The organism is Aliidongia sp. (genome assembly GCF_035943795.1).
In the GTDB taxonomy this organism is placed as follows: domain Bacteria; phylum Pseudomonadota; class Alphaproteobacteria; order ATCC43930; family CGMCC-115725; genus Aliidongia.
This window is the reverse complement of sequence record NZ_DASZBY010000027.1, coordinates 1-25,700: the sequence shown is the minus strand read 5'-3', so window position 1 is coordinate 25,700 and position 25,700 is coordinate 1. Positions and strand designations below refer to the sequence as shown.

26 protein-coding genes and 1 pseudogene are annotated in these 25,700 nt (G+C 66.5%); 17 read left to right on the top strand and 10 right to left on the bottom strand.

The window, feature by feature from the left end:
* Window positions 1–32: 32 nt before the first annotated feature.
* Entirely contained in the window at window positions 33–833 is an 801-nt protein-coding gene (locus VGV37_RS04185) for a hypothetical protein (RefSeq protein WP_326878362.1), read from the top strand.
* Window positions 834–879: 46 nt separating this feature from the next.
* Here the strand turns inward: VGV37_RS04185 and VGV37_RS04180 are convergent, their stop codons facing one another.
* The 5 genes from VGV37_RS04180 to hrcA all read right to left on the bottom strand — a co-directional run bounded on the left by VGV37_RS04180 (window position 880) and on the right by hrcA (window position 6,765).
* Window positions 880–1,542, bottom strand: a complete 663-nt coding sequence (locus VGV37_RS04180; protein WP_326878361.1) for a dihydrofolate reductase family protein — start codon at window positions 1,540–1,542, stop codon at window positions 880–882.
* 115 nt (window positions 1,543–1,657) lie between these two features.
* Window positions 1,658–2,794, bottom strand: coding sequence for a molecular chaperone DnaJ (gene dnaJ, locus VGV37_RS04175; RefSeq protein ID WP_326878360.1), 1,137 nt, complete (start codon window positions 2,792–2,794; stop codon window positions 1,658–1,660).
* An 85-nt stretch (window positions 2,795–2,879) separates the two neighbouring features.
* Complete coding sequence (dnaK, locus tag VGV37_RS04170) at window positions 2,880–4,829, bottom strand: molecular chaperone DnaK (RefSeq protein ID WP_326878359.1); 1,950 nt, start codon at window positions 4,827–4,829, stop codon at window positions 2,880–2,882.
* Window positions 4,830–5,028: 199 nt separating this feature from the next.
* Window positions 5,029–5,664: a nucleotide exchange factor GrpE gene (gene grpE / locus VGV37_RS04165; RefSeq protein ID WP_326878358.1), complete on the bottom strand. Its 636-nt coding sequence runs from the start codon at window positions 5,662–5,664 to the stop codon at window positions 5,029–5,031.
* Between the two features lie 18 nt (window positions 5,665–5,682).
* On the bottom strand, window positions 5,683–6,765 hold the full coding sequence (gene hrcA / locus VGV37_RS04160; RefSeq protein WP_414637914.1) for a heat-inducible transcriptional repressor HrcA: 1,083 nt from the start codon (window positions 6,763–6,765) through the stop codon (window positions 5,683–5,685).
* Between the two features lie 214 nt (window positions 6,766–6,979).
* Between hrcA and rph the strand changes: the two genes are divergently transcribed.
* From rph to hemW, 3 genes are read left to right on the top strand one after another with little or no spacing between them, the layout of a single operon-like run.
* The gene (gene rph, locus VGV37_RS04155; protein WP_326878357.1) at window positions 6,980–7,708 is read left to right on the top strand and encodes a ribonuclease PH; all 729 of its coding nucleotides are present in this window, start codon (window positions 6,980–6,982) and stop codon (window positions 7,706–7,708) included.
* Between the two features lie 4 nt (window positions 7,709–7,712).
* Window positions 7,713–8,333, top strand: a complete 621-nt coding sequence (gene rdgB / locus VGV37_RS04150; RefSeq protein WP_326878356.1) for an RdgB/HAM1 family non-canonical purine NTP pyrophosphatase — start codon at window positions 7,713–7,715, stop codon at window positions 8,331–8,333.
* Window positions 8,330–9,520, top strand: a complete 1,191-nt coding sequence (hemW, locus tag VGV37_RS04145; protein WP_326878355.1) for a radical SAM family heme chaperone HemW — start codon at window positions 8,330–8,332, stop codon at window positions 9,518–9,520. Before rdgB ends, hemW begins: the two co-directional genes overlap by 4 nt.
* Before the next feature lie 27 nt (window positions 9,521–9,547).
* Here hemW and VGV37_RS04140 read toward each other — a convergent pair whose 3' ends face one another.
* Entirely contained in the window at window positions 9,548–10,132 is a 585-nt protein-coding gene (locus VGV37_RS04140; RefSeq protein WP_326878354.1) for a hypothetical protein, read from the bottom strand.
* A gap of 173 nt (window positions 10,133–10,305) precedes the next feature.
* Between VGV37_RS04140 and VGV37_RS04135 the strand changes: the two genes are divergently transcribed.
* Entirely contained in the window at window positions 10,306–10,479 is a 174-nt protein-coding gene (locus VGV37_RS04135) for a hypothetical protein (RefSeq protein ID WP_326878353.1), read from the top strand.
* Here VGV37_RS04135 and VGV37_RS04130 read toward each other — a convergent pair.
* On the bottom strand, window positions 10,439–11,578 hold the full coding sequence (locus VGV37_RS04130; protein WP_326878352.1) for a penicillin-binding protein activator: 1,140 nt from the start codon (window positions 11,576–11,578) through the stop codon (window positions 10,439–10,441). The two genes, VGV37_RS04135 and VGV37_RS04130, sit on opposite strands and share 41 nt — an antisense overlap.
* A gap of 269 nt (window positions 11,579–11,847) precedes the next feature.
* Between VGV37_RS04130 and rsmI the strand changes: the two genes are divergently transcribed.
* The 4 genes from rsmI (at window position 11,848) to VGV37_RS04110 (ending at window position 14,794) form a co-directional block, all read left to right on the top strand.
* On the top strand, window positions 11,848–12,669 hold the full coding sequence (gene rsmI / locus VGV37_RS04125) for a 16S rRNA (cytidine(1402)-2'-O)-methyltransferase (protein ID WP_326878377.1): 822 nt from the start codon (window positions 11,848–11,850) through the stop codon (window positions 12,667–12,669).
* A complete protein-coding gene (locus VGV37_RS04120) occupies window positions 12,666–13,034 on the top strand; it encodes a YraN family protein (RefSeq protein ID WP_326878351.1) in 369 nt (122 codons plus the stop codon). Before rsmI ends, VGV37_RS04120 begins: the two co-directional genes overlap by 4 nt.
* Window positions 13,035–13,131: 97 nt before the next feature.
* A complete protein-coding gene (locus VGV37_RS04115) occupies window positions 13,132–13,932 on the top strand; it encodes a BON domain-containing protein (protein WP_326878350.1) in 801 nt (266 codons plus the stop codon).
* A gap of 16 nt (window positions 13,933–13,948) precedes the next feature.
* A complete protein-coding gene (locus VGV37_RS04110; RefSeq protein ID WP_326878349.1) occupies window positions 13,949–14,794 on the top strand; it encodes a transglutaminase-like domain-containing protein in 846 nt (281 codons plus the stop codon).
* 51 nt (window positions 14,795–14,845) lie between these two features.
* Here VGV37_RS04110 and VGV37_RS04105 read toward each other — a convergent pair whose 3' ends face one another.
* The gene (locus tag VGV37_RS04105; protein ID WP_326878348.1) at window positions 14,846–15,583 is read right to left on the bottom strand and encodes an SDR family NAD(P)-dependent oxidoreductase; all 738 of its coding nucleotides are present in this window, start codon (window positions 15,581–15,583) and stop codon (window positions 14,846–14,848) included.
* 163 nt (window positions 15,584–15,746) lie between these two features.
* Here VGV37_RS04105 and gshB point away from each other — a divergent pair, with 163 nt between their 5' ends.
* From gshB to VGV37_RS04090, 3 genes are all read left to right on the top strand, one after another.
* Entirely contained in the window at window positions 15,747–16,694 is a 948-nt protein-coding gene (gshB, locus tag VGV37_RS04100) for a glutathione synthase (RefSeq protein ID WP_326878347.1), read from the top strand.
* Between the two features lie 105 nt (window positions 16,695–16,799).
* Entirely contained in the window at window positions 16,800–17,369 is a 570-nt protein-coding gene (locus VGV37_RS04095; RefSeq protein ID WP_326878346.1) for a TetR/AcrR family transcriptional regulator, read from the top strand.
* Between the two features lie 79 nt (window positions 17,370–17,448).
* Window positions 17,449–18,513 (top strand): alkene reductase, encoded by a 1,065-nt coding sequence (locus tag VGV37_RS04090; RefSeq protein ID WP_326878345.1) that lies wholly within the window; start codon window positions 17,449–17,451, stop codon window positions 18,511–18,513.
* Between the two features lie 9 nt (window positions 18,514–18,522).
* Here VGV37_RS04090 and VGV37_RS04085 read toward each other — a convergent pair whose 3' ends face one another.
* Window positions 18,523–19,272, bottom strand: coding sequence for an FMN-dependent NADH-azoreductase (locus VGV37_RS04085; protein WP_326878344.1), 750 nt, complete (start codon window positions 19,270–19,272; stop codon window positions 18,523–18,525).
* Here VGV37_RS04085 and VGV37_RS04080 point away from each other — a divergent pair.
* Both VGV37_RS04080 and VGV37_RS04075 read left to right on the top strand, forming a co-directional pair.
* Entirely contained in the window at window positions 19,271–20,119 is an 849-nt protein-coding gene (locus VGV37_RS04080; protein ID WP_326878343.1) for a LysR substrate-binding domain-containing protein, read from the top strand. The genes VGV37_RS04085 and VGV37_RS04080 overlap by 2 nt on opposite strands.
* 79 nt (window positions 20,120–20,198) lie before the next feature.
* On the top strand, window positions 20,199–21,347 hold the full coding sequence (locus VGV37_RS04075; RefSeq protein WP_326878342.1) for a glycosyltransferase: 1,149 nt from the start codon (window positions 20,199–20,201) through the stop codon (window positions 21,345–21,347).
* Window positions 21,348–21,350: 3 nt separating this feature from the next.
* On the opposite strand, the gene VGV37_RS04070 is transcribed toward VGV37_RS04075, so the two are convergent.
* Window positions 21,351–22,253, bottom strand: coding sequence for a LysR substrate-binding domain-containing protein (locus tag VGV37_RS04070; protein WP_326878341.1), 903 nt, complete (start codon window positions 22,251–22,253; stop codon window positions 21,351–21,353).
* A 63-nt stretch (window positions 22,254–22,316) separates the two neighbouring features.
* Between VGV37_RS04070 and VGV37_RS04065 the strand changes: the two genes are divergently transcribed.
* The 3 genes and pseudogenes from VGV37_RS04065 to VGV37_RS04055 all read left to right on the top strand — a co-directional run.
* The gene (locus VGV37_RS04065) at window positions 22,317–22,577 is read left to right on the top strand and encodes a hypothetical protein (RefSeq protein ID WP_326878340.1); all 261 of its coding nucleotides are present in this window, start codon (window positions 22,317–22,319) and stop codon (window positions 22,575–22,577) included.
* Window positions 22,578–22,666: 89 nt separating this feature from the next.
* On the top strand, window positions 22,667–23,974 hold the full coding sequence (locus tag VGV37_RS04060) for a hypothetical protein (protein ID WP_326878339.1): 1,308 nt from the start codon (window positions 22,667–22,669) through the stop codon (window positions 23,972–23,974).
* Window positions 23,975–24,051: 77 nt separating this feature from the next.
* Window positions 24,052–24,783: pseudogene (locus VGV37_RS04055) on the top strand (magnesium chelatase domain-containing protein); the annotation flags it as partial.
* Window positions 24,784–25,700: the final 917 nt, after the last annotated feature.

Sequence of the window (25,700 nt, the reverse complement as noted above, 5' to 3'; positions counted from 1 at the left end):
GTGCGCGACGTTTTCCTGGTTGCGGATCGCCGATGTCACGCCCCTACGCCTTGTCACTGCTGCTGTTGCTCGCCGCCTGCTCGCCCGCCAAGCCGATCGAGTTCGTCGTCCATCAATCGACCGTGGTCGCCGACGCCGGCAAGCCGGCCGAACGTCGGATCCAGATCCTGGAGGATGCTCGCTTCACGCCGGCGATGCGCGCTGCCATGTGGGGCGGCAGCAAGGACTCGGCCGATTTCCTGACGGCCCCCGGCGTCACCGCCGATGCCGCACTGAAGAAGAGCTTCGCCGAGACCGAACCGCGCCGCGCGCTGGTGCGATTGACCGATGCCGGCGGCAAGGTGCTGGCCGAACGCCAGCTCGATTGCGAATTGGCTGCGATGGGCGACCATGCGCTGCCGCAGGCCGGTGGCCGCACGGTCTGGGCGGTCGGCAACGACTGCTCGACCGGCGACGGGCTCTATGCCGGCCTGATCACCCGCTTCGTCACGGTCGAAGGCGACAAGTTCGTCTGGCAGCGCTATGTCGATGCCGCGAGCCGGGAAAACGAAGAAATGACGCTGGTCCAGGCCGCCCGCATCACCTGGCACCTGAGACCGAAGGACCGGGCGGAAAGCATCCTGGAGGTGAGCTGCCACCCGGACTTCACCGACCCGCGGTTCCAGGCCGTGAAGCCCGGCGAGGCCCTGCCGGCCGATCTGCCGGATGTGGTCGACTATATCCGCTACCGCGCCGACGGCCAGGGCGGCTGGGTCCGCCAACAGCGAACGGTCAAGGGCAAGACCTGGGACGACCGCCAGGATTTCCCGCCGGAGAGCGCGTTCCCGGGGTAGGGGCAAACCCTCCCGCCAGCCCCGGCCGGCTTCGGAAGTGTTCGGATCAGCGCGTCAGCACGACGTGGGTCGCCAGCTCCATGGGGACCGTCTCCGTCACCCGATAGCCGAGGCCCGGCAGGTCGATGCCGGCGAACAGGGATTCCCCGCGCCCCAGAACGACGGGCGACAGCGCCAGTTGCACCTCGTCGATCGCTCCCGCGAGCAGGTACTGGCGGACCGTCGAAACGCCGCCGCCGATCTTCACGTCCAGGTCGCCTGCGGCGGCCTTGGCCTGGGCGAGTGCCGCCTCGATCCCGTCGGTGACGAAATGGAAGGTCGTCCCGCCCTCCATGACGATCGGTGCCCGGGCGTGGTGGGTCAGGATGAAGGTCGGCGCGTGATACGGAGGATTGTCGCCCCACCAGCCCTTCCACGTGTCGTCCGGCCATTCGCCGCGGATCGGGCCGAACATATTGCGGCCGAGGATGAAGGCGCCGAAGCCTTCCATCGCGGCGCCGGCGAAGCGGTCGTCAGTCCCGCCGTCTTTTCCGATCATCGATCGAAAGGCCCGGGTCGGGAAGAACCAGTTCATCAACTCCCCGCCCCGCTTGCCGAGCGGATGCTCCAGGCCCTGGTCCGGGCCGGCCCCGAAGCCGTCGATGGAGACTCCAAAACCCGATACGCGCACCTTGCCCATGCGGGCCTCCATGTGATTGTGAAGTGCCAATCAGTCGGATTTTCCCAGACTGGTTTTCCGTTGCAAGCAATTGTGATCGACGGAGCCTGACGCAGGCGTGGGATGAGTTGCCGTGCCGCCTGCACAGCAACGCATACCGCGTGTCTCAGTCCCTGAGATCGTCCCAGAATTCCCGGACGCGGGCGAAGAAGCCTTCGGATTCCGGGCTGGTCTTGGCGCCGCCACCTTCGCCTTCGAACTCGCGCAGCAGTTCCTGCTGGCGCTTGGTGAGGTTGACCGGGGTTTCGACCACAGCCTCGATATACATGTCGCCGCGCGATGGCGAGCGCAGCACCGACATGCCCTTCGACTTCAGGCGGAACTGATGGCCCGACTGGGTACCGGCCGGGATGGTGACCCGGGCGCGGGCGCCGTCGATCGTCGGCACCTCGATCTGGCCGCCGAGCGAGGCGGTCGTCATCGGGATCGGCACGCGGCAATGGATGTTGGCGGCGTCGCGCTGGAAGATCCGGTGCGGCGTCACCGACAGGAAGATGTAGAGATCGCCCGGTTGCGATCCCCGGATCCCCGCTTCGCCCTCGCCGGCCAGACGGATGCGCGTCCCCTCCTCGACACCGGCCGGGATGTTGACCGACAGGGTCTTTTCCTTGCGGACGCGACCTTGGCCACCGCAGGACTTGCAGGGATTCTCGATCACGCGACCGGCGCCGCCGCAGCTGGGGCAGGTACGCTCGATGGTGAAGAAGCCCTGCTGCGCCCTGACCTTGCCGGCGCCCTGACAGGTGGTGCAGGTGACCGGCTTCGATCCCGCCTCGCTGCCGCTGCCCTTGCAGCTGTCGCAGGCCTGCGACGTCGGCACGCGGATCTGCGCGGTCGAGCCCTTGAACGCATCCTCGAGGCTGATTTCGAGATTGTAGCGCAGGTCGGAACCGCGCGACCCCGACTGGCCGCGCCGACCGCCGACGAAATCGCCGAACATCTCGTCGAAGATATCGGCAAAGCCGCTCGCGAAGCCGAAATCGCCTGGACCCGCACCGGCCCGGCCGCCGCCGCCGTTCTCGAACGCCTGGTGACCGAACCGGTCGTAGGCCGCGCGCTTCTGATCATCCTTCAGGACGTCATAGGCCTCGCTGATTTCCTTGAACTTGAGCTCGGCCGCCTTGTCGCCCGGATTGCGGTCCGGGTGATATTGCATCGCGAGCTTGCGATAGGCCTTCTTCAGGTCGTCGGCGCTCGCCTCGCGCCCGACACCCAATTGCTCGTAAAAGTCTTGTTTCGCCATATGGTCGGATCCCGACGAACCGGGGGGCGACATCGAATCGCTTCGAGCCGCCCCCCTGCCTCTCTAAAGATCGGACACCGGGTGTTTAGCCCTGGTGACCCTTCTTGCGCTCGTCGACTTCCTCGAAGTCGGCATCGACCACGCGCGCATCATCGGCATTGCCGCCGGCGGCCTGACCGGCTTCCGGCCCGGCATGGGGCGCTTCGCCGGCCGGTGCACCTTCCGCCGCCTTCGCCTTGTAGATCGCCTCGCCGATCTTCATCGACGCCTGGGTCAAGGCTTCGGTCTTGGCCTTGATGGCCTCGACGTCCTCGGCCGACAGCGCCGCCTTCAGCTCGGTGATCGCCGCCTCGACCGCGGTCTTGTCGGCCTCGGGCACGCTCGCCGCGGCCTCTTCCTTCAAGGTCCGCTCGGTCGTGTGGATCAGTGCCTCGGCCTGGTTCTTGACCTCGACCACCTCACGCTTGCGCTTGTCGTCCTCGGCGTTGAGCTCGGCTTCCTTGACCATCTTGTCGATCTCGGCGTCCGACAGGCCGCCCGACGCCTGGATGCGGATCTGCTGCTCCTTGCCGGTGCCCTTGTCCTTGGCCGAAACCTGGACGATGCCGTTGGCGTCGATGTCGAACCCGACCTCGATCTGCGGCAGGCCACGCGGTGCCGGCGGCAGGCCGATCAGGTCGAACTGACCCAGGATCTTGTTGTCGGCCGCCATCTCGCGCTCGCCCTGGAACACGCGGATCGTGACCGCGGTCTGGTTGTCCTCGGCGGTCGAGAAGGTCTGGGCCTTCTTGGTCGGGATCGTCGTGTTGCGGTCGATGAGGCGGGTGAACACGCCGCCCAGCGTCTCGATGCCGAGCGACAGCGGCGTCACGTCCAAGAGCAGGACGTCCTTGACCTCGCCCTTCAGCACGCCGGCCTGGATCGCGGCGCCCATCGCCACGACTTCGTCCGGGTTCACGCCCTTGTTCGGCTCCCTGCCGAAGATCTGCTTCACCGTCTCGGCGATCTTGGGCATGCGGGTCATGCCGCCGACCAGGATCACTTCGTCGACTTCCGAGGCCTTGAGGCCGGCATCGCGCAGCGCCGCCTTGCAGGGCTCGATCGTCCGCTGCACCAGATCCTCGACCAGGCTCTCGAGCTTGGCGCGGCTGAGCTTGATGTTGAGATGCTTCGGGCCCGACTGGTCGGCCGTGATGAACGGCAGGTTGACTTCGGTCTGCATCGACGACGACAGCTCGATCTTGGCCTTTTCCGCGGCTTCCTTCAGGCGCTGCAGGGCCAGCTTGTCGGCGCGCAGGTCGATGCCCTGCTCCTTTTTGAACTCGTCCGCCAGATAGTCGATGATCGACTTGTCGAAATCCTCGCCGCCCAGGAACGTGTCGCCGTTGGTCGACTTCACCTCGAACACGCCGTCGCCGATCTCGAGGATCGAGACGTCGAACGTGCCGCCGCCCAGGTCATAGACCGCAATCGTGCCGGAGCCGCGCTTTTCCATGCCATAGGCGAGCGCTGCCGCCGTCGGCTCATTGATGATGCGCAGCACGTCGAGACCGGCGATCTTGCCGGCATCCTTGGTCGCCTGGCGTTGGCTGTCGTTGAAATAGGCCGGCACGGTGATGACCGCCTGGGTCACCGTCTCGCCCAGATACGCCTCGGCGGTTTCCTTCATCTTCTGCAGGATGAAGGCGCTGATCTGCGACGGCGCGAACTTCTCGCCGCGGCTCTGGACCCACGCGTCGCCGTTGTCGGCGCCGATGATCTTATAGGGAACGAGGCCGATGTCCTTCTTGACGACCGCATCCTCGAAGCGGCGGCCGATCAGGCGCTTGATCGCGGAGAAGGTGTTTTCCGGATTGGTGACGCCCTGGCGCTTGGCGGCCTGGCCGACCAGACGCTCGCCGCTTTCCGTGAACGCGACCATCGACGGCGTCGTGCGGGCGCCCTCGCTGTTCTCGATGACCTTGGCGGTCTTGCCGTCCATGACGGCGACGCAGGAATTGGTGGTGCCGAGATCGATACCGATGACTTTGCTCATTACTGCCTCTCGAACAAGCAGGACGCGAGGGCCCCCGAAGAGCGCTCCTTGCCGTCCCCCAAATTTTGAACCTGGACGCCGCGGCAACTGCCGAACGCCCGCCGTTATATATGGGCGGCTTCCCGGCCCTGCAACGGGGTGAAGGGCTTTCCTGTCACGGAATCGTGACCAAAACCTGAAAAGCCGCACCCCAGCCGCATCAGGCGGTGCGATCGACCCGCTGATGACCGTCGGTGCCCTTGTCGTCCGCAGGCTTGCCGTCCGTCGCCGCACCGTCGGCGACCGGCCCCTTGGCGACGCCGACCATTGCCTCGCGCAGCAGCCGGTCATGCAGCGTATAGCCGGCCTGCAGAACCTGGACGACCGTGCCCGCGACCTTGCCGGTATTTTCCAGCTCGAAGATCGCCTGATGGAAATTATGGTCGAACTTCTCGCCCAGCGGATCCAGCTTGCGGATGCCGTGCTTCTCGAACGCGCCCAGCAGCTCCCGCTCGGTCGCGGACACGCCCGACAGCAGGCCCTTCAGCAGCTCGTCGCCCGCCGCCTGGGCCTCCGGCACGCTGTCGATCGCGCGGCGCAGGTTGTCGGCGACGGTCACCAGGTCTTTGGCGAAGGCGGAGGTCGCGAACTTCAGCGCATCCTCGCGGTCGCGCTGGGCGCGGCGGCGGACATTCTCCTGCTCGGCCAGCGCCCGCAGCGCCTGATCCTTGAACTTCGCAACTTCAGCTTCGAGCTCGGCGATCCGCGCCTCGGGCGATGCGATCTCGATATCGACCGTTTCCGCCACGGTATCGGCCTCGTTGGGGGTATCGGGAGTGTTGGGGGCTTCGGTCATTGCTGTCTGGGTCCTGCTTTAGCCAATTGAGCGCCCGATCACCTTGGCGGTGTAGTCGACCATCGGAATGATCCGGGCATAGTTGATGCGGGTCGGGCCGATCACGCCGATCGCGCCCACGATCTGTTCGCGGCTGTTCATATAGGGTGCGATCACCATCGAACAGCCGGCGATGCCGAACAGCGAGTTGGCGGAGCCGATGAAGATCTGCACGCCCTCGCCGCGATGGGTCGCCTCGACCAGGCGCATCATCGTGTCCTTGGTCTCCAGCAGTTCGAACAGCCGGCGGACCCGGTCGAGATCCTCGAGCGCGCTGATGTCCTCGAGCAGGTTGGCCTGGCCGCGCACGATGAGCGAACCGCCCGACGAGCCGACCGGCGCGCCGGCCCACGATGCCAGCCCCGCCTGGACCAGCTTGGTCGTCAACTCGTCGAGTTCGGCCTGGTTGGCCGCCAGTTCCTGGACCAGCGCCGCCTTGGCTTCGTCGAGCGTGAACCCGACCAGCCGCGCCGACAGGAAATTGCCCGCCGTGACCAGGGCCGAGGTCGGCACGCCGACCGGCACCTCGATCACCCGGTTCTCGACCAGCCCATCCTCGGTCACCAGCACGACCAGCGCGCGGCCGGGCCCGAGCGCCACGAACTCGACATGCTTCAGCGCGCGTTCTGTCTTGGGCGCCAGCACCAGCCCGGCGCAGCGCGACAGGCCGGACAGGGTCTGCGTCGCCTGTTCCAGCAGCGCCGGGAACGAGCGTCCGCCGGCGGCACAGCGCGCATCGAGATTGTCGCGCTCTTCCTTGGACAGGCGGCCGACTTCCAGCAGGCCATCGACGAACAGGCGCAGCCCGGCATCGGTCGGCAGCCGGCCCGCCGATGTGTGGGGCGCGAACAGCAGGCCGGCCTCTTCCAGGTCGGCCATCACGTTGCGGATCGTCGCCGGCGACAGGTTCAGCCCCAGCCGGCGCGAGATGGTGCGGGAGCCGATCGGCTCGCCCGTCTCGACATAGGCATCGACGATCGTACGGAAGATGTCCCGGCTGCGCTCGTTCAGCGCGCCGACCAGGGTCTCCGTTCGCGCGCGGGGGATGTCGCGGTCGCTCAAAGTCGACGATCGTCCCTTGTGAGACAGTGATGGATAGGAGCCTGCCATCGCGACAGGGCGAGCCGAAACTTAGGGACGACCGGGGCGAGCGTCAACCTTTGGCCCGTGGAACGCACAGGAGCAATTCCCGCCAAAGCCTGGACGCGCGGGCGGGCGGCGGAGTAGTTTGACGCCCTTCATCCAGATCCGCCTTCGCGAAAGTAGCGCCCAGCCCATGTCACGCCCCTCCGGTCGCGCCGTCGACCAGCTCCGCCCGGTGACGCTCACCCCCGGCTTTTCCAAGTATGCCGAGGGTTCCTGCCTTGTGAAATGCGGCGAGACCCACGTGCTGTGCACGGCCTCGGTCGAAGAGAAGGTACCGCCGTTCCTGCGCAACACCGGCGCCGGCTGGGTCACGGCCGAATACGGCATGCTGCCGCGCTCGACCCATACCCGCACCGACCGCGAGGCGGCGCGGGGCAAGCAGTCGGGCCGGACCCAGGAAATCCAGCGGCTGATCGGCCGATCGCTGCGCGCGGTCGTCGACCTGAAGGCACTGGGCGAGCGGCAGGTCAAGATCGATTGCGACGTGCTGCAGGCCGACGGCGGCACGCGGACCGCCTCGATCACCGGCAGCTATGTGGCACTGCATCTAGCGCTGCGTGGCCTGGTCGATGCCAAGCTGATCCCGGCCCTGCCGCTGCGCGACCAGGTCGCTGCCGTTTCCTGCGGCATCTACAAGGGCGTGCCGGTGCTCGACCTGGAATATGTCGAGGATTCCGCGGCCGATGCCGACGCCAATTTCGTGCTGACCGCGACCGGAAAGATCGTCGAGATCCAGGCGACCGCCGAGGACGCGCCCTTCCCCGAGGAGCAATATACCGAGATGATGAAGCTGGCGCGCAAGGGCATCGCGGAATTGGCCCGCCTGCAGCGCGCCGCCGTCGGCCTGGGCGGGCTCTGATCCCATGTGCGCCGCCACTCCGCGCCGCCGCTTCACCGGCACCGGCCTGATCGTGGCCACGCACAATCCGGGCAAGCTGCGCGAAATCGTCGAGCTGCTGGCGCCCTATGGCATCCATGTCAGCTCGGCCGCGGAGCATGGCCTGCCGGAGCCGGAGGAGACCGGCACGACTTTCCTCGCCAATGCCGAACTGAAGGCCTTGGCCGCGGCGCTGGCCGCCGGTGTGCCGGCACTGTCGGACGACAGCGGCCTGTCGGTCGATGCGCTCGACGGCGCACCCGGCATCTATTCGGCACGCTGGGCCGGGCCGTCGAAGGATTTCGGCTTCGCCATGGCCCGCATCGAACGCGAGCTGGCCGAGCGCGGCACCGACAATCGCCGCGCCCATTTCGTCAGCGCCCTGACGCTCGCCTGGCCCGACGGCCATTTCGAGAGCTTCGAGGGCCGGGTGTCCGGGACCCTGAGCTTTCCCCCGCGCGGCGACCGGGGCTTCGGCTATGACCCGATCTTCATTCCCGACGGCCTGAGCCAGACGTTCGGCGAGATGCACGAGGCGACCAAGCACCGCATCAGCCACCGCGCCCGAGCGTTCAGCCAGCTGGTCGAGGCCTGCTTCGCGTCATGAGCCTGGTGACGGCAGCGGCGGCGCCCGGGACGGCCGACGCCCCGGGCTTCGCGATCTATGTCCATTGGCCGTTCTGCCTGTCGAAATGCCCCTACTGCGATTTCAACAGCCACGTGCGCGACCGGATCGAGCAGGATCGCTGGCGCGCCGCCCTGCTGACCGAACTCGACCATTATGCCGGGCAGACCGCCGGCCGCGTCGTCACCTCGATCTTTTTCGGCGGCGGCACGCCGTCGCTGATGGAGCCGGCGACCGTCGGCGCGGTCATCGATCGCATCGGCCGGCGCTGGACGCTCGACCCCCATATCGAGATCACGCTCGAGGCCAATCCGACCTCGGTCGAATCCCACAAGTTCCAGGGTTTCCGCACCGCCGGAGTCAACCGGGTCTCGCTCGGCATCCAGGCGCTCGACGATGCCTCGCTCAAATTCCTGGGCCGCCAGCATTCCGCTGAGGAAGCGCTCGGCGCGATCGACCTTGCGGCCCGGCATTTCGATCGTTACAGTTTCGATCTGATCTATGCACGGCCGGGACAAACCGTGAAATCCTGGGCGGCCGAGCTGGATCGCGCGCTGGGCTTTGCCACCGATCACCTGTCGGTCTACCAGCTGACGATCGAGCAGGGCACCGCCTTCGCGACTCTCCACGCGCGGGGCGATTTCGTGCTGCCGGACGACGAGCTCGCCGGCGAGCTTTACGAGATGACCCAGGCCCATCTGGCGGGCGCGGGCATGCCGTCCTACGAGATTTCGAACCATGCGCGGCCGGGACAGGCGAGCCGGCACAACCTGACCTATTGGCGCTATGGCGACTATGTCGGCGTCGGACCGGGCGCCCATGGCCGCCTGACCCTAAACGGCGAAAAGACTGCGACCCGCCAGGCCAAGGCGCCCGAGACCTGGCTGGCCCGGGTCGAGGCCCAAGGGCATGGCACCCAGGAGACCGAAACCATCGATCCGACCGCCCGGGCCGAGGAGCTGGTCATGATGGGGCTGCGTCTGGCCGAAGGCATTCCGCGCCGGCGGTTCCGCGAGGAACTGGGCCTGGAGCCCGAGGATCTGATCGATGCCACGGCGCTCCGCCATCTGACCGAGGGCGGCTTCGTGGCGCTCGACGACGAGCGGCTGGTGGCGACCGACGCCGGCCGCCAGCGCCTGAACGCCGTATTGGCAGCCTTGCTGCGTTAGCGGAAAGCACGCCTGCCACCGCCCCGCTCACGATGCCGCGCGGATCAGATGCGCGGCGAAGGAAAGCTGCCACGTCGCGCCGCCATCTTCCGAGTAGGACTCGCTGTAATCATGCGCGTTCGTCTCGATGTTCGACCAGACGGCGCGCACGAGGACCGCGCGATTGTCCAGAGTGTCCGGCGAGATGAGTTCGCCGCGACCGTTCCTGAATTCGCCGACGAATGGTGCGCCGATCGTGCCGACCTTGCTGTTGCTATAGGATTGGCTCCACTGGTGCGCCACGGGATTGTACAGGAAAAGGTTCATCCCTTCCCAATGGCCGGTCGGCCCGTCCACCTCGATCTCTTCCAACGACGCGCGTCCGTCCCACACCTTGCTTACCGTCACCACCCCGTCCAGCTCGATGACATGCTGACCGCCCGCGAACGGATCCAGGATCCGTCGGATGTGGGTATGCCAGACGCCGATATCGAAATCGAAATCGCGCGCACCGTCCCGAGCCGAAGCGTTGGGCTCGTCCGCCCGCGCAAGCGCCGGCGCGGTCGCGAGGCAGCACAGCACGAGCGCGAGCTTCGCCCAAGAACGACAATCGATCGTCTCTTGCAATTTCATCGGTGGACCTGCCGGGCTAAGGGCGCCTTGCGCCTGCGATCCGGTTCGAACCGCATCCGATCATGTAGGCCGGCTGCCGTGCCGCCGCGAAGGCCCACTTCCTGGAAAGATTGCTGGTCCACTCGGGCGCTCCCTGGCTGACGCTGCCAGCGGATCACATTCGGGCGGCGGCGATGCCGCCGAAGACGACGGCGGGCGAGGCCTATCCGTTCTGCATGGTCATGACGAAGGCGGTGCTGGACGGCAGGGCGCGGGAATTGATCGATCTGGCGAAGCTCGATTTCATCCGCCGAGGGGCGCCAGCCCTTACTGCCCGGCCTCGCCGAAGCTTTCCGGCGCCGGGCTGACCACGCTGGTGCCGCTGTGTTCGACCTGCAGCACGGCCAAACCGCGTTCGGCCGTGCCGTCGTCGCGCAGCCGGAAGATGCCGTCGGCGCCGGCGAAGCCGTTCGGGTTGGTCAGGGCCGCCACCGAAAATTCGCTGCCGGGTGTGCGATCGAGCACCGCCGCGACGCCGACCGCGTCATAGGCGAGCGTCGCCAGCCGCTGCGGCGCATGGCCGTAGGCCTGGCGGAACCGGTCCTGGAAGCCGGCGCGGGCGTCGGGCGGCGGGGCCGCGTACCAGCCGCCGATCAGCGACGGTTCGCTGCCGAGGTCGGGACTGTCCCAGATGCCGGTGCCGAGCAGCCGGACTTTCTGCTGGTTAACGTCGGCGAGCTGCAGCTGGGCCACGGTATTCTTGAGCTTGGCGCCGCTCTCCGGCACCAGCAAGGCGGTGAAGGTGAATTTGCCGTTGGCCGCCATGTGGCGGATCACCGATTTCAGGTCGGAGCCGCCGGGCTCGTAGACCTCGGTGTCGTCGAGCGTGCCGCCCGCCGCCGCGACTGCCTGGCCGAACTGCTCGGCCGCGAGCTGGCCATAGGTATTGTTGGGCACCAGGGCCGCGAAATGATCGATGCCGGTCGAATGGGCGTAACCGGCGATCCGGTTCAGCTCCTCGCGCGGCAGGATACCCATGACGAACAGGCCGTCGCCGGCGATCGACGCGATGCTGGAGAACGCCAGCACGTTGACGTGGGCGGCCTGGGCGATCGGCTTCACCGCCTCGGCCTCGGTCGCGGTCAAGGGGCCGACGATCAGCCGGGCCCCTTCGGCGATGGCGAGCCGGGCCGCGGCGGCGGCACCGTCGGCCGTGCCTTTGGTATCCTTGGGCGTCAGCACCATGTCGTCGGCACCCAGCTCGATGAGCGACAGCTGGGCGGCATCGAGCATGTCGCGGCCGAGCGGCGCCGTCGGCCCGCTCAGGGGCAGCAGCAGCGCCACGTCCTTGCGGCCACCGACATCGACCAGATTAGTCGGCTTCGGTGGTGCTACGACGGGCAGCAGCGGCTCGACGACAGGGCCGGTCAGCACGGCGACCGGGGGTTGCTGTACCGGCGGCTTCACCGCTACGGTCTGAGTTCCGCAGCCAGCCAAGCTCAGAGCGAAGGTCACCACAGATGCGAGGGCCAAAGGCCGCAAGACCGGGTTCGCGAGAGACGGACGGTTCAAGCACATTCTCCGAAGCGACCGAGGAGGCGCGGCCGGACACTAGCCGGGCGCCCGCGTCAAGTAAACGCACGCTAAAACAATCGGCACCCGAACGACCGGGCCCAGGAAGATCCCCGACGGATGAACGCGTCGAGGGGCGAAAACGTGCATCGGCCGGGCTCTATATTATCGCCACGCCGATCGGCAACATCGCGGACATCACGCTTCGAGCCCTGGATATCTTAGCCGAGGTCGACGTGATCGCCTGCGAGGACACGCGGGTGAGCGCAAAATTGCTACAGCGCCACGGCATCGACGCCCCGCTGCTGCCGTACCATGAGCACAATGCCGAGCGCATGCGGCCGCTGTTGCTGGGCCGGGTTGCGCAGGGCCAGGCGGTGGCGCTGATTTCCGATGCCGGCACCCCGCTCGTGTCCGATCCCGGCTTCAAGCTGGTCCGCCAGGCGATCGCGGAGGGGCTGCGCATCCAGATGCTGCCGGGCGCCTCGGCGCCGATCGCAGCACTGGTACTGTCCGGCTTGCCGAGCGACCGGTTCCTGTTCGCGGGCTTCCTCGATTCCAAGACGATCGCGCGCCGGCGGGATCTGGCCGAGCTCAGTGCGGTCCGGGCCACGCTCATCTTCTTCGAATCTGCTCAGCGGCTCGCCAGCTCGCTCGCCGACATGGCGGCCGAGCTCGGCGATCGGCCGGCGGCGGTCGCGCGCGAGCTGACCAAGCTCTATGAAGAGGTCCGCCACGGCACGCTCGGCGAATTGTCCCGTCATTACGAGCAAGCCGGGCCGCCTAAAGGCGAGATCGTCGTCGTCGTCGGTCCGCCGCTGCCGGCCGTCGCCGCCAGTGCCGAGGACCTGGATGCCCATCTGACGGCGGCATTGGCCCACCTGTCGGTGCGCGATGCCGCGAGCGAGGTCGCCGAGGCGCTCGGCCTGAAGCGGCGCGACGTCTATGCCCGCGCGCTCGAATTGGCCGGAACGGCGGCGCGATGACCCGGCAGCACCGCGTGGTCGCAGAAAAGCATGGCCACCGGTCGGAAACCATCGCCGCCTGGTGGCTGCGGCTCAAGGGCTACCGCATCGTCGCCCGGCGCTATCGCACCGCCGCGGGCGAGATCGACCTGATCGTGCGCCGCGGCCGGGTGCTGGTGTTCGTCGAGGTCAAGGCACGGGCCGATTTCCGGTCGGCCGCCGACGCGGTCAGCCCGCGTCAGCGGCACCGGATCGCCCGGGCGGCTGCCCAGTTCCTGGCCGCACGACCGGACCTGGCGGCGCTCGATCAGCGTTTCGACGCCTTGCTGATCGTGCGGCGCACCTGGCCCCGGCACCTGCCCGACGCCTGGCGTGCCGATGGCTGAGAGGTTCGATCGGCCCCTTACCGACGGATGTCCGGTTGTCGCCACAATTCAGCCGTTCTATAGCGTGAATGAAAGATCCAACCGGAGGCTCAGAAGAGTGACCTTGTCCCATCAGCGCGTTCTTTCCCTGGCGCTCAGTCTGACGGCGCTGGCCAGCGCGACCCTGCCGCTCGGCGGCTGCTTCATCGCGGCGGTCGGTGCCGCCGCCGGTGCGGGCGGCTATACCATGGGCAACGAGCGCGGCATCGGCGGCACCGCCAGCGATACCGGCATCAAGACCGAGATCAACGCGATCTGGGCCAAGGACAACGGCCAGATCCCGTCCTACGTCGACCTCAACATCTTCGAGGGTCGCGTGCTGTTGACCGGTGGCGTGCCCGATCCGAAGATCCGCGACCAGGCGGTCGCCGGCGCATGGAAGGCCAGCGGCGTCAAGGAAGTGATCAACGAGATCCAGGTCGCGCAGGGCGCCAGCTTCTCGACCGCCGCCAGCGACAATTGGATCCTGGCGCGGCTCAACAGCGACATGGTGTTCGACGGCGCGGTCCGGACGCCGAACTACTCGCTGCAATGCGTCGACGGCACGGTCTACATCCTGGGCATCGCGCGCACCCAGAACGAGCTGGACCACGTGCTGAACTATGCCCGCAACATCCCGAACGTGCGGCAGGTCAAGAACTACATCCGCATTCGCAGCGGGATCGGCGAGGATGGCGGCACCCAGTTGGGCACCAGCGGCGGCAATACCCAGCCGAGCGCGCTCAGCGCGCCGGATGCGGGCCAGCCGGGTGTCAGCCAGCGCGCAACCGGCGGCGGCATCGGATCGGGCGACAGCCGCGATCCGGCGCTGAACAGTCCACCGCGGTCAGGGCCGATCCAGGTTACCCCGCTGCAATAGGACGGAACCCGCAGTCATGGGCGAGGGCGCGGAGGCGCTGCTGATCGAACTGGGCCGGGCGGACGGAATGATCCTGCCGCTGGCCGAGGCAGCGCTCGCCTTCGCGCGGCTCGACCGGCCCGAGGTCGATCCGGAAGGCTATCGCGCCCATCTGGACCAGCTGGCCGACGAGCTGGCGGCCGAATTGGGCGGGGTCAGCGCGCCGCCGCTGAAGCAGCGGGTCGCCGCCCTGGTCCAGGTCATGGTCGGCAATCACGGCTACCAGGGCGACGGCGCCACGTACGACGACCTGGCCAACGCCGACCTGATGCGGGTGATCGACCGGCGACGCGGCTTGCCGGTGGCGCTGGGCATTCTCTATATCCACGCCGCCCGCGCCCAGGGCTGGCAGGCCGGCGGCCTGAATTTCCCCGGCCATTTCCTGGTGCGGATCGACGCCGGCGGCGAGCGCGCGATCCTCGACCCGTTTGCCGGGGGCGAGCTGCGCAGCGCTGCCCAGCTGCGCAAGCTGATGCAGCTGCTTGGCGGCGGCCGCGATGGCGGGGGCTCGGCCGAGCTGAAGCCCGAGCATTATCGGATGGTCGCCGACCGCGAAGTGCTGCTGCGCCTGCAGAACAACATCAAGCTGCGTCTGCTGCAGGCCGGCGGCAGCGAGGCCGCGTTCGAGGTGCTGCGCCGCATGCGGCTGCTGGCGCCCGGCCATGCCGACCTGTGGCGCGAGACCGGCATGCTGGCCAACCATATCGGCCGGCTGACCGCCGGCATCGCGGCGCTCGAGACCGCGATCCGCCTCGATCCCGCGGCCGAGTGGCGCCACGAGGCGGCCCTGCTGCTGCAGCAGCTCAAGGGCCGCCTCAACTAGAAAGCACCCGCCGGCGATCGATGAAGCTCGTTCGCATGGCGCTTCCCGAGCTCAGGAAAACAGCGAGCCGCCGTTTACAGAAATCGTCTGACCGGTCATGTAGCCATTGCCGACCAGCAGCAGGACCGCCTGGGCGATCTCGTCGCCTGTCCCTGCGCGACCGACCGGAATGCGCGCCGGCACGCCCGCTTCGATAAGCGGCTTCCCCATATCGGTATCGACCAGGCCCGGCGCCACCGCGTTGACCGTCACGCCGTCCGGCGCCAGCCGTAGCGCATAGGCGCGGGTCAGGCCTTCGATCCCGGCCTTGGAAGCGCCATAGGCCACACTGACGGAGCCCGCGCCGATGCGCGCCCCGATCGAGGAAATATTGACGATCCGCCCCCATTTCCGCGCCCGCATCCCCGACAAGACCATTTGTGTACAGAGGAACGCCGACTTCAGATTGCTTGCGATGGTACGGTCGAAATCGTCTTCGGTGATGTCGTCCAAGCCGCGCACCAGCGCCGCGCCGGCATTATTGACCAGTATGTCGATCGGGCCGAGGCGCTTTTCCACCTCGCCGATCAAGCGCTGCGCCTCAGCCCCGAACGAAACGTCCGCGCCAAACGCCGCGGCGCGGCCTCCTGTCCCGCCAATGGATTCGACGACGGCCTTCGCTTCGTCCGCGTGCGTAAGATAATTCACGGCAACCAGGGCGCCTGCCTCCGCCAGCGCCACTGCGATGGCTTTGCCGATGCCGCGCGAGCTGCCCGTGACGAGGGCTACGCGATTCTCCAATCCAGGCACGACGATTTCCTTCGGTTATGACGATCCAGTAAGACACAGGGCCTTTCGCGAATCATCCATGGATACCGACACCTGATTCGCTCCATTCGCATCGACCATCGTCGGGCTTGGGCGCCGGGGTGTCGTCACCATATAGTGCCGGCAACCACCAGGGGATAATGCCATGAGTCTCGCCGTCGCCATTCAGATGGACCCGATCGAGAGCATCAATATCGATGCCGACTCGACCTTCGTTCTAGCTCTGGAGGCGGAGGCGCGCGGCCATCTGCTGTATCACTACGGCCCGCGGAACCTGGCGTTCAAGAACGGCCGGGTCCATGCCTGGGCACGGCCGCTGAAGGTCCGGCGCGAGCGCGGCAGTCATTTCAGCCTGGGCGCACCGGAGTCGCTCGACCTGGCCGGCGTCGACGTAGTGCTGATGCGCCAGGATCCGCCGTTCGACATGGCCTACATCACGGCGACCCACCTGCTGGAACGGATCCATCCGCAGACCCTGGTGGTGAACGACCCGGCCGCCGTACGCAACGCACCGGAAAAGCTGTTCGTCACCCAGTTCCCCAGCCTGATGCCACCGACCCTGATCACGTCGGACCGGCGTGAGATCGATGCATTCCGGACTGAATATCACGACATCATCGTGAAGCCGCTGTTCGGCAATGGCGGCGCCGGGGTGTTCCGTATCCGCGACGGCGACGAGAACCTGGGCTCGCTCCTGGAGATGTTCGCCAGCATCAGCAACGAGCCGCTGATGATCCAGCGCTACGTGCCCGAAGTGCGCCAGGGCGACAAGCGCATCATCCTGATCGACGGCGAACCGGCCGGCGCCGTGCTGCGCGTGCCGGCCAAGGGTGAGGCGCGCGCCAACTTGCATGTCGGCGGCACGGCCGTAAAAACCGGCATCACGACGCGCGAGCGCGAGATCTGTGCCGCGATCGGCCCGGCGCTGAAGGCCCAGGGCCTGATCTTCGTCGGTATCGACGTGATCGGCGATTACATCACTGAGATCAACGTCACCTCGCCGACCGGCCTGCAGGAGATCAACCGCTTCGACGGAGTAAAGCTCGAAGCCAAGATCTGGGACGCGATCGAAGCGAAACTGAACCGGCGGTAGCATCTTCCCGTCATTCCCGCCTGCGCGGGGACTACGGCATCAAGGGTCTGAAAAATTTCAGATCAGGGTTCTGGACTAACCAGTCCGGAACCCCATATACGGTTCATGGCCCGACCCCGCGAATTCGACGAGACCCAAGCACTGGCCCAGGCGCGCGACCTGTTCTGGCAGCAGGGGTATGAGGCGACGTCGCTGGCCGATCTGCTCGACGCGATGGGGATCAGCAAGTCGAGTTTCTACGAAACCTTCGGCTCCAAGCACGCTCTGTTCCTGCGTGCGCTGACCCAGTACCAGGACCAGCAGGCGACGGAGCTCGAAACGCGCCTCGCCATCGGTCCCACGGCGCGAGCCGCGATCGAGGCCCTGTTCCGCGGCGTCGTCGCCTGCGAACAGGCCCGCGGTTGCATGACCTGCAACGAGGCGGTCGAACTCGGGCCGCGGGATCCCGCGGTCGAAGCCCAGGTGGGCAGCGCACTCGCCGATGTGGAAACGCAATTGACCCAGACGATCGAACGAGGCCAGCGCGAAGGCTCGATCGGCCGTGTCCACGACGCCGCCACACTGGCCCGCCTGCTGTCGGTCGCCCTCAGCGGTCTGCAGGTGATGTTACGGGCGCGCACCGGCCGGCAGCACCTCGACGAGACCGTCGAAATCATCCTGAAACTTCTGCACTGACCTTCGGGATTCCCAGGAAACGATCCTGGCTCGAACCAACCCTTTTTGGACCGATCGGTCCTTATTGCCGGAGCCTTCCATGTCCACCCTTCCCACTCTGTTCCAGCCGTTCGAACTCGGCCCGATCACGCTCGGCAACCGCCTCGTGATGGCGCCGCTGACGCGCAACCGGGCCGGCGCCGGCGCCGTGCCGCAGCCGCTCAATGCCGAGTACTACGCCCAGCGGGCGACTGCCGGCCTGATCATCACCGAGGCTTCGCAGATCTCGCCCCAGGGCCGGGGCTACCCCGGCACCCCCGGCATCCATTCGGCGGATCAGGTCGCCGGCTGGCGTCTCGTGACCGACGCGGTCCACAAGAAGGGCGGGCGGATCTTCCTGCAGCTGTGGCACGTCGGCCGCATCTCGCATCCGTCGATGCAGGAAGGCGGCCAATTGCCGGTCGCACCGTCGGCGATCAAGCCGGCCGGCGACGCGATGACGGCAGAAGGCCCCGCTCCGTTCGTCGAGCCCCGAGCGCTGGCGCTGGAGGAAATCCCCGGCATCATCGCGTCCTTCCGCCAGGCCGCGATCAATGCCAAGGAAGCCGGTTTCGACGGTGTCGAGGTTCATGGCGCCAACGGCTATCTGCTGGACCAGTTCCTGCGCGACGGGTCCAACAAGCGGACGGATGCCTATGGCGGCTCGGTCGAGAACCGCGCCCGCCTGTTGCTCGAGGCGGTCGAGGTCGTCTCGACCGTGTTCGGCGCCAGCCGGGTCGGCGTCCGCCTGTCGCCGATCAATCCGTTCAACGACATAGAGGATTCCAACCCGCAGGCGACCTTCGACTATGTCGCCACGCAGCTGGGCGGCCGGGGCCTGGCTTATCTCCACGTCTTCCAGGCCGGCACCGAACCGTTCGACTGGCGCCAGCTGCGCAAGGCATTCGGCGGCACCTTCATCGTCAACGGCGGCTATGATCGGGCCAAGGCGGAAGCGGCGATCGAGAACGGCGGCGCTGATCTGGTCGCGTTCGGCACCGCGTTCCTGGCCAATCCCGACCTGGTCGAGCGGCTGCAGCGCAATGCGGCTCTGAATACGCCGAACCCCGCGACCTTCTACGGCGGCACCTCGGTCGGCTACACCGACTATCCCACCCTCGGATAGTCGGGCCTGTCAGGCAGGCCGCGCGAACTTCCGCGCGGCCTTCACCGCTTCTGCGCAGGCGGCGGCGCGGGAAGCGCCGTCGATTTCCGGTCCGAACAGCGTCTTCTCCGCCACGACGCTCACGATCTCGGAGATGCCGACGAACTGGAGCCATGTCTCCAAGTACGGCTTCTGAAAATCGTAGGTGCCCGCCGGTGTGGCGGCGCTCGGGCTGTAGTCGAGCCCGCGGGCGCAGATCACCAGCGCCTTGCGGCCCCGCAGCAAGCCGCCGAAGCCGCTCTCGTCGAACGTGAACAGCAGGTCCTTCTGCGAAACCACGTCGATCAGATGCTTCAGCTTGTAGGGTATCGAGAAGTTCCACAGCGGTGCCGCCACGACCAGCGCATCGGCGGCAAGGAAGCGGCCCGCCAGCGCTCGGATCTGCGACCATGCCGCTGCCTGTTCAGCCGTCAGCGGCGTGCCGGAGAGGCCGGCATATTTCGCTTCCATCGCCGGGCCGTCGAATTCCGGCAGCGATTCCGACCAGAGATCGAGCGTATCGACCGTGACGGTCGCGTCCTCCGACCGCCAGGCCGCAAGCGCGTGCCGGGCGATCTCGGTGGAGGCGCTGCGCGCCTTACGCGGTGACGCTTCGATATAGAGGATATGGGTCATGACTGCTCCTAGCCGGTCGGTGACGGCCAGGGGATCGAAGCAGTTTTCGTTCAGTCTGATAAACGATATATCATGATCATATTCAGTGTGGATTGAGATGACCATGCTCGACGCAACGCTGCTTCGGACCTTTCAGGCGGTCGCCCAGGAAGCGAGCTTCACCAAGGCCGCCGAGCGTTTGAACCTGACGCAATCCGCGGTCAGCGGGCATGTGCGCCGTCTGGAGGAACAGGCGGCCCGGCCGCTGTTCGTTCGCAGCACCCGGTCGGTCGCCCTGACGCCCGCCGGCGAAATGCTGCTGGGCTATGCCCGGGCCATCCTGCGCCTGAACGAGGATGCACGGCGGCACCTGTCCGGGGTCACGGACGGCATCCATCTGCGGATCGGCGCGTCGGACGATTTCATGAGCAGCTGGCTGCCCGGCCTGCTGCGGCAGTTCCAGAGCGTCCGGGTCGGCGTGTCCCTGGAGGTCCGTGTCGCCAATACCGGGCTGTTGCTGGCGGACTTGGCACGAGGCGAACTCGACCTGGTCGTCGGCAGCCGCTGCCGGGGCGACCAGACAGGCCAGTTGCTGTGGCGCGAGCCGCTGGTCTGGGCTTATGCCAAAGGCGGCCTGCCCGAAACCGTTCCGGCGTTGCCGCTGGCGCTGTTCCCCGAGCCGTGTCCCTACCGTGACGCGGCCCTGGCGTCGCTGGCCGCAGCCGGGCGGGATTGGCGTATCGCCGTGGTCAGTCCCAGCGTCGCCAGTTTGCGCGCCGCCGCCGCCGCCGCGTTCGCCGTCACTCCGCTGAACCGGAGCCTGCTGACGCCGCAGCTCGACGCCCTGGGTGCCGATGCCGGCCTGCCGGCCCTGCCGGACGTCGAGTTCATGGTATTCACGCAAAAGCACGACGGGCCACGCGAGATCGCCGAGCTGACCGGCGAGATCGTTCGGGCCGCCCGGCTATTTTGATCGGAAAGAATCGACACGGGGGAAGACTCGCCGCCGGAGCGTGCTAGGCTCGCCCGAACTTCCTCCGCCCGAGCCCGGCATGCGCTTCATCCTGTTCCGTGGTAGCAGTCTTTACGGCAGCGTCGATCGCATGCTGGACAGCCTGGCCGTCGCCCTGACGGCCCAGGGCGATGCGGCGCCGATCATCGACGCGACGGCACCCGACTACATCATCCGGCTGCAACAGGCGATCACCGACGGGCCGGTCGATGCCTTCCTGGGCTTTTCCGGCATCGGGCTCGACCAGCGGGCCGAGGGCAATCTGTACAACGCCCTGGAGAAGCCGCTGGTGTCGATCTACCTCGACCCGCTGCTGCTCTATTGGAACCAGGTCGCGACGCCGATCCGGCGCCGGCTGATCTTCACCACGGCGCCGGGCGATCTCGATTATTGGCGCGGCAAGTTGGGCGTGCCGATACCGCTGAAGCACCTGCCCCATGCGGCGACGGCCCTGCCGGCCGGCAGGGCGCCGGTGCCGTGGGCGGCGCGCGACATCGAACTGCTGCATGCCGGCACCGCACCGGCCAACCCGGCCGCCCTGCGCGCCGCCTGGACCGAACACGGGCCGAAGGTCGAGGGCCGCCTGAACGCCATGCTCGACGCCCATGATGCGGATCCGTTCGCGCCGCTGCCTGACATCATCGCCCGCGTCGGCCATCCCGTGACGGCCCTCGCGGCGCCGCAATCGCTCTATCCGTATTTCCAGACGCTGGATCTGTATTTGCGCGCCCGGGTGCGCTGGCGAATGATCCTGGCACTGCTCGACCGGCCACTGACCTTGGTCGGACCGGGCTGGGAGGCGGTCGTCGCGGCGGCCGATGGCCCGGTCCGGGCGCGGCTGCTCGGCCAGAAGTCGGCTGCCGAGGTCGCCGACCTCACGGCCCGCACCAGGCTGGTCGTCAACAGCTGTACGCCCTACCACGGTAGCCACGAGCGGCTGTTCCAGGCCATGGCCGCCGGTGCCGTGGCCTTCAGCAGTGCCACCGCCTGGCTGGGGGTGACCGCACCGGTCGGTGTGCTGGCCCAGGCCCGCCCGGACCTTGGCGACGTGCCGGCGCTGGCGGACTCGTTGCTGCAGGACCCGGCCAAGGCGCAGGCCATGGCCGAGGCCGGACGCGCCTGGTTCGAGGGCGCCCACACCTGGGTCCATCGGGCGGCGACGATCCGCGAGGCCGTCGCCGCGCTGTGACCCTCAGCGCCAGGGCGGCAGGCCGGCCGCCACTTCCCGCGTGATCTTCAGGAATGCCTGCACCACCGGCGATCGTTCGGCCGGGCGATAGGCGACCTTCATCGGAATGCTGGGCGCGGAGGCGGCGAGCGGTATGAAGCTGACGCCGGCGCGCGGCACGTGGCCGAACCCGGCGGCAGCCAGCGCCACGCCCATGCCAGCCGCGACCAGTCCCAGCGCGGATTCGGCATATTGCGTTTGGAACGCCACCTTGGGTTCGACCCCGGCGGCACGGAACAGCGACCGCAGGAAACTGCTATCGACGCCGCGCGTCATGCGGCCGCCGAAGAGTATCACCGGCTCGTCGACCAGATCGGCGATCTCGAGCTGGGCCCGACCCGCCCAACGGTGGTCGGACGGCAATGCCACCACGATCGGCTCGTCATAGAGCGACTCCTCGACCAGCTCGGCATGGTCGATGCCGGGGCGCACGAACCCGACATGGACACGGCGTTCGAGCAATGCCGCCGGCTGCTCGAACGGCAGGATTTCGTACAGCAGCACTTCGACACCAGGATGCTCGGCATGGAACCGGCGCAGGATCGGCGGCAGCAGCAGGTTCATGGCGGAGGTTACATAGGCGACACCGATCCAGCCGACCTCGCCACGGCCGATCCGCCGTACGCCAGCCACCGCCAGGTCCAGCTTGGCCAGCACGGCCAGCGCCTCGGTCTGGAAGAAGCGGCCGGCCTCGGTCAGGCGCAGCGGCCGTGTGCCCCGTTCGAGCAGCTGCAGGCCCAGCTCATCCTCGAGCTGCCGGATCTGCTGGCTCAACGCCGGCTGGGCGATGTGCAGGCGGAGGGCCGCCCGGCTGAAATTCAGCTCCTCGGCCACTGCCAGGAAATAGCGCAGATGGCGCAGCTCCATCAGACGTTCTGCCTATAGTTTCCTATCCAATCGATCTTAGACCTCTGAAGCGCGGAGGCCTACATGATGGTGCATGAGGAGATCGCCATGGCCGCAGTGCCGCTTTTCACCAGTCCATCCGCGCCCGCCTGGCCGCTCTGCGCCGGCCCGAGCCGACCCGCCGCCACCATCCTGCGCTTTCCACGCCGCCCGGGCCTGACGCCCGTCGCGCCGGATCCGGGCGAAGGGCGAGGCTTCGCCGCCCACAGCACGCTGATCCGCGAGACCGCGGCCTCCTGGGTTGTGGTCGCCCTGCTGGCGGTCGTCGGCATCATGCTGTTCTGAAACGCCGATCCCGCGCGGGACGCGCTGGAACTCCGAACCAACCGGCTGTACGCTCGCCCCACGGTTAAATCGGGGGAACCTTGCCAGGCATGGTCGCACGCATTCACACGGTCGCTTTCCAGGGCATCGAGGTCCTGCCGATCGAGGTGCAGGTCCAGATGGCGCCGGGGCTGCCGAGCTTCGTCATGTTCGGTAGTATTAAACGTCGCCTAATTTCGGCTGGCTGCCTGATACGATCGCTCGGTGTCTTCTTGGTTTTCCTGGTGATTCCGGTCGGCGGCAGCCATGCCCAAGACGCCGCGTCATCGACGAGGGCGTCGCTCCAACATGTGCTGGTGGAGCTTTCAAAGCATTCGGACGGGTTCTCGATCGACGGTTCGCCGGAATCGACTAGGCTTTTGAAGGCGGAGTGGTCAATCCTGGAGCAGTGGACGACGAGTTATTTGCGTTCGCATGCCACCGTGTCGGCAGCAGAACTGGAGATAGCCGTAAAGGCTGTGGCGGATGGATTCGGTGTCACCGCCGTTGCGCTGGATCATAAAGCCATCTTGGTTTCGGTGACCCAAGGGGAAATCGGCACCGTATTCTTGGAGGCCGATCGCGGCGCGGGTTTCGAGGCTGTCTGGCGAATCGCCGATTCAGGTGAGGTCGCTCCCAAGGGATTTGAGCCGCTCGGGGCTTGGTCGCCGGTCCGGGCGACGAGTGATTGCCGAACCCACCCGAACGGCGGCGCATGCGGTCCTGTGTATGCAGACCTGGGCAAGCTTGCCGACGACATACATGGAAATCGCCGGTTCTACGTGATCGGGACGTATGCCCAGGCAATGGGTGCCACCGTGGGCGCTCAATTAACCATCTGGAGCTGGAGCGGCAGAGAATCGGTGCCGTTGTTCGTCAAGCTCTATACCTATATGGATGACCAGAAGTGGTTCGTTCGGCGAGATGACAGCACGCTCCATATTAACGTGAAACAGTGGTTCAAATCATTCTATGCCTGCGGTTCCTGCGAAGGGCGACAGGTGGATTGGACCATCGCGATCTTGCCGGATCGCATCCAAGATCTGGGCGAGCGGAGCATGACTCCCGAGCTTGATCTGGTGGACGCGCTGTTCACCGAGCTACTGGACGGCCACTCGACGGCGAACCTCGCCGAACCCTCGGTCGCGGCGGCCTTACAGGCAAAAGTCGACGCCGCCCGAGCCGAAGCCGTGGCCGGGCATTATCCGCCGAACATGGGCATGCTCTTGAGCTGGAAAGCCATGACGCAAGGCGATCGGAAGACGCTTTGTATGGGGACAGATGACGCCGGAACCTTCGAATTCGAGATTGCTGGCGGCCTAGATCACCCTCGCATAGCGAACGTCAAAGGCCTTGGCGATGATGACTGCGGCGAATAGCGGCGCGGTACTGGTGCTCATGCCCACGCCTCTGTACGCTCGCCTCATGGTTTAACCAAAGGGACATTAACCTCGGCATGGTCGCGCGCATTCACACGGTCGCCTTTCAGGGCATCGAGGTTCTGCCGATCGAGGTCCAGGTCCAGATCGTCGCCGGGCTTCCCGCCTTCGTCGTGGTCGGCCTGCCCGATAAGGCCGTGGCGGAATCGCGGGAGCGGGTGCGGGCAGCGCTCAATGCGATCGGTCTGGCGCTGCCGCCCAAACGCATCGTGGTCAACCTGTCGCCGGCCGACGTGCAGAAGGAAGGCTCGCATTTCGACCTGCCGATCGCCGCCGGTCTGCTGGTGGCGATGGGCGTCCTGCCCGGTGACGAGCTCGAGGGCTATGTGGCCCTCGGCGAGTTGGCGCTCGACGGGTCGCTGACAGCGGTCGCGGGTGCCCTGCCCGCCGCCATGGGAGCGGCCGAGCGCCAGCGCGGGCTGATCTGTCCGGCCGGTTGCGGCGGCGAGGCGGCCTGGGCCGGCACGATCGAGGTTCTGGCGCCGGCCAACCTGCTGGCGCTCATCAATCATTTCAAAGGCACGCAGGTGCTGTCGCCGCCGAAACCCCGGCTGGAGGCAGATGGTCCGGCGCCGCCCGACCTCAAGGACATCAAAGGCCAGGAGACGGCCAAGCGCGCCCTGGAGCTGGCGGCGGCCGGCGGGCATCATCTGCTGATGATGGGGCCGCCCGGCTCCGGCAAATCCATGCTGGCGGCGCGCCTGCCCGGCCTGCTGCCGCCGCTCGATCCGGCGGAGGCGTTCGGTATTAGGTAGCAAACTCACCACGAAATTTAGCTCAGCGCAGATCGCAGTGATGCGGCGTGTGGTTGGGCTAAGTCGAAATAAAATGAAGTCGCTCATCCGGCTGGTAAGCTTCACGCACTCTTAATACCATATGTAGAAAAGCAAGGCGTTTCCGCCGCGAGAACGACTCCGCCAAACTTGGCAAGAAGATTTTTGACAAAATCTCGCCATATAGGGCATTGCATCCCCCATATTTTGTGGCAGGCTGATGTTCTGATCCATCTATAGACGATGGATCGGGTGCTGCATTGGCAGAGCTTCTACGACCTGAACCCGATTTCGGCGCCTAAGCGCGCCGCGCAAGGGCGTCATCACCAGCAAGATCTAGTCTTGCTGATCAGGTGGAAGGGGGTGATATCAGTGCGGTACTTTAATACGAAACCCGTGTATGTGCGGGAGTACGTTCGTTGGCGTTTCGGGCAGTTGGAGCATGTGTGCTCGCACTACCGGAGCTGGCCTAACCGCTAGAACTCGGTTCTAGAGGAAAACTGACCAAGCCCCCCTGCCAGGGGGCTTGATCGGAGAAACGTGGAGCGACACTAGAGGGTGCCCCGAAGGGCACCCTCTTTCTTTTCATATCACGCAAATCACCAAATTGTACTCATTTTGGGTATTTTGCGATTCTGCACGACATAGACACAAGATGTAGTGTGTCGCGATTCGACTCGCTCGACAAGCATTTTTGTCGTCTAATTAGCTTCTATTTAGAGGCTGTCCGATGGCTGGACCCAGGAATGGGGTGTGAATAAGCGTGGAATAAGGCCCCCGTTTTCGGGGTGATCGGCTTCCAATCGGGACCCCGCAGGCGTCGGGGCCACATTGGCTTCCATGAGCATCATGGGGGCCAGGATTGGGATGCTGGTAGTGGAGACAATCGCGAA

Coding starts and splice junctions, on each gene's coding strand:
- rph (WP_326878357.1), top strand. CDS start 6,980: ATGTCACGCCCCTCCGGTCGCGCCGTCGACCAGCTCCGCCCGGTGACG.
- gshB (WP_326878347.1), top strand. CDS start 15,747: ATGAGTCTCGCCGTCGCCATTCAGATGGACCCGATCGAGAGCATCAAT.
- grpE (WP_326878358.1), bottom strand. CDS start 5,664: ATGACCGAAGCCCCCAACACTCCCGATACCCCCAACGAGGCCGATACC.
- VGV37_RS04185 (WP_326878362.1), top strand. CDS start 33: ATGTCACGCCCCTACGCCTTGTCACTGCTGCTGTTGCTCGCCGCCTGC.
- dnaK (WP_326878359.1), bottom strand. CDS start 4,829: ATGAGCAAAGTCATCGGTATCGATCTCGGCACCACCAATTCCTGCGTC.
- VGV37_RS04080 (WP_326878343.1), top strand. CDS start 19,271: ATGCTCGACGCAACGCTGCTTCGGACCTTTCAGGCGGTCGCCCAGGAA.
- VGV37_RS04140 (WP_326878354.1), bottom strand. CDS start 10,132: ATGAAATTGCAAGAGACGATCGATTGTCGTTCTTGGGCGAAGCTCGCG.
- VGV37_RS04060 (WP_326878339.1), top strand. CDS start 22,667: ATGGTCGCACGCATTCACACGGTCGCTTTCCAGGGCATCGAGGTCCTG.
- VGV37_RS04090 (WP_326878345.1), top strand. CDS start 17,449: ATGTCCACCCTTCCCACTCTGTTCCAGCCGTTCGAACTCGGCCCGATC.
- hemW (WP_326878355.1), top strand. CDS start 8,330: ATGAGCCTGGTGACGGCAGCGGCGGCGCCCGGGACGGCCGACGCCCCG.
- VGV37_RS04120 (WP_326878351.1), top strand. CDS start 12,666: ATGACCCGGCAGCACCGCGTGGTCGCAGAAAAGCATGGCCACCGGTCG.
- VGV37_RS04135 (WP_326878353.1), top strand. CDS start 10,306: ATGCCGCCGAAGACGACGGCGGGCGAGGCCTATCCGTTCTGCATGGTC.
- rdgB (WP_326878356.1), top strand. CDS start 7,713: ATGTGCGCCGCCACTCCGCGCCGCCGCTTCACCGGCACCGGCCTGATC.
- VGV37_RS04075 (WP_326878342.1), top strand. CDS start 20,199: ATGCGCTTCATCCTGTTCCGTGGTAGCAGTCTTTACGGCAGCGTCGAT.
- VGV37_RS04095 (WP_326878346.1), top strand. CDS start 16,800: ATGGCCCGACCCCGCGAATTCGACGAGACCCAAGCACTGGCCCAGGCG.
- VGV37_RS04110 (WP_326878349.1), top strand. CDS start 13,949: ATGGGCGAGGGCGCGGAGGCGCTGCTGATCGAACTGGGCCGGGCGGAC.
- VGV37_RS04070 (WP_326878341.1), bottom strand. CDS start 22,253: ATGGAGCTGCGCCATCTGCGCTATTTCCTGGCAGTGGCCGAGGAGCTG.
- VGV37_RS04065 (WP_326878340.1), top strand. CDS start 22,317: ATGATGGTGCATGAGGAGATCGCCATGGCCGCAGTGCCGCTTTTCACC.
- dnaJ (WP_326878360.1), bottom strand. CDS start 2,794: ATGGCGAAACAAGACTTTTACGAGCAATTGGGTGTCGGGCGCGAGGCG.
- VGV37_RS04085 (WP_326878344.1), bottom strand. CDS start 19,272: ATGGTCATCTCAATCCACACTGAATATGATCATGATATATCGTTTATC.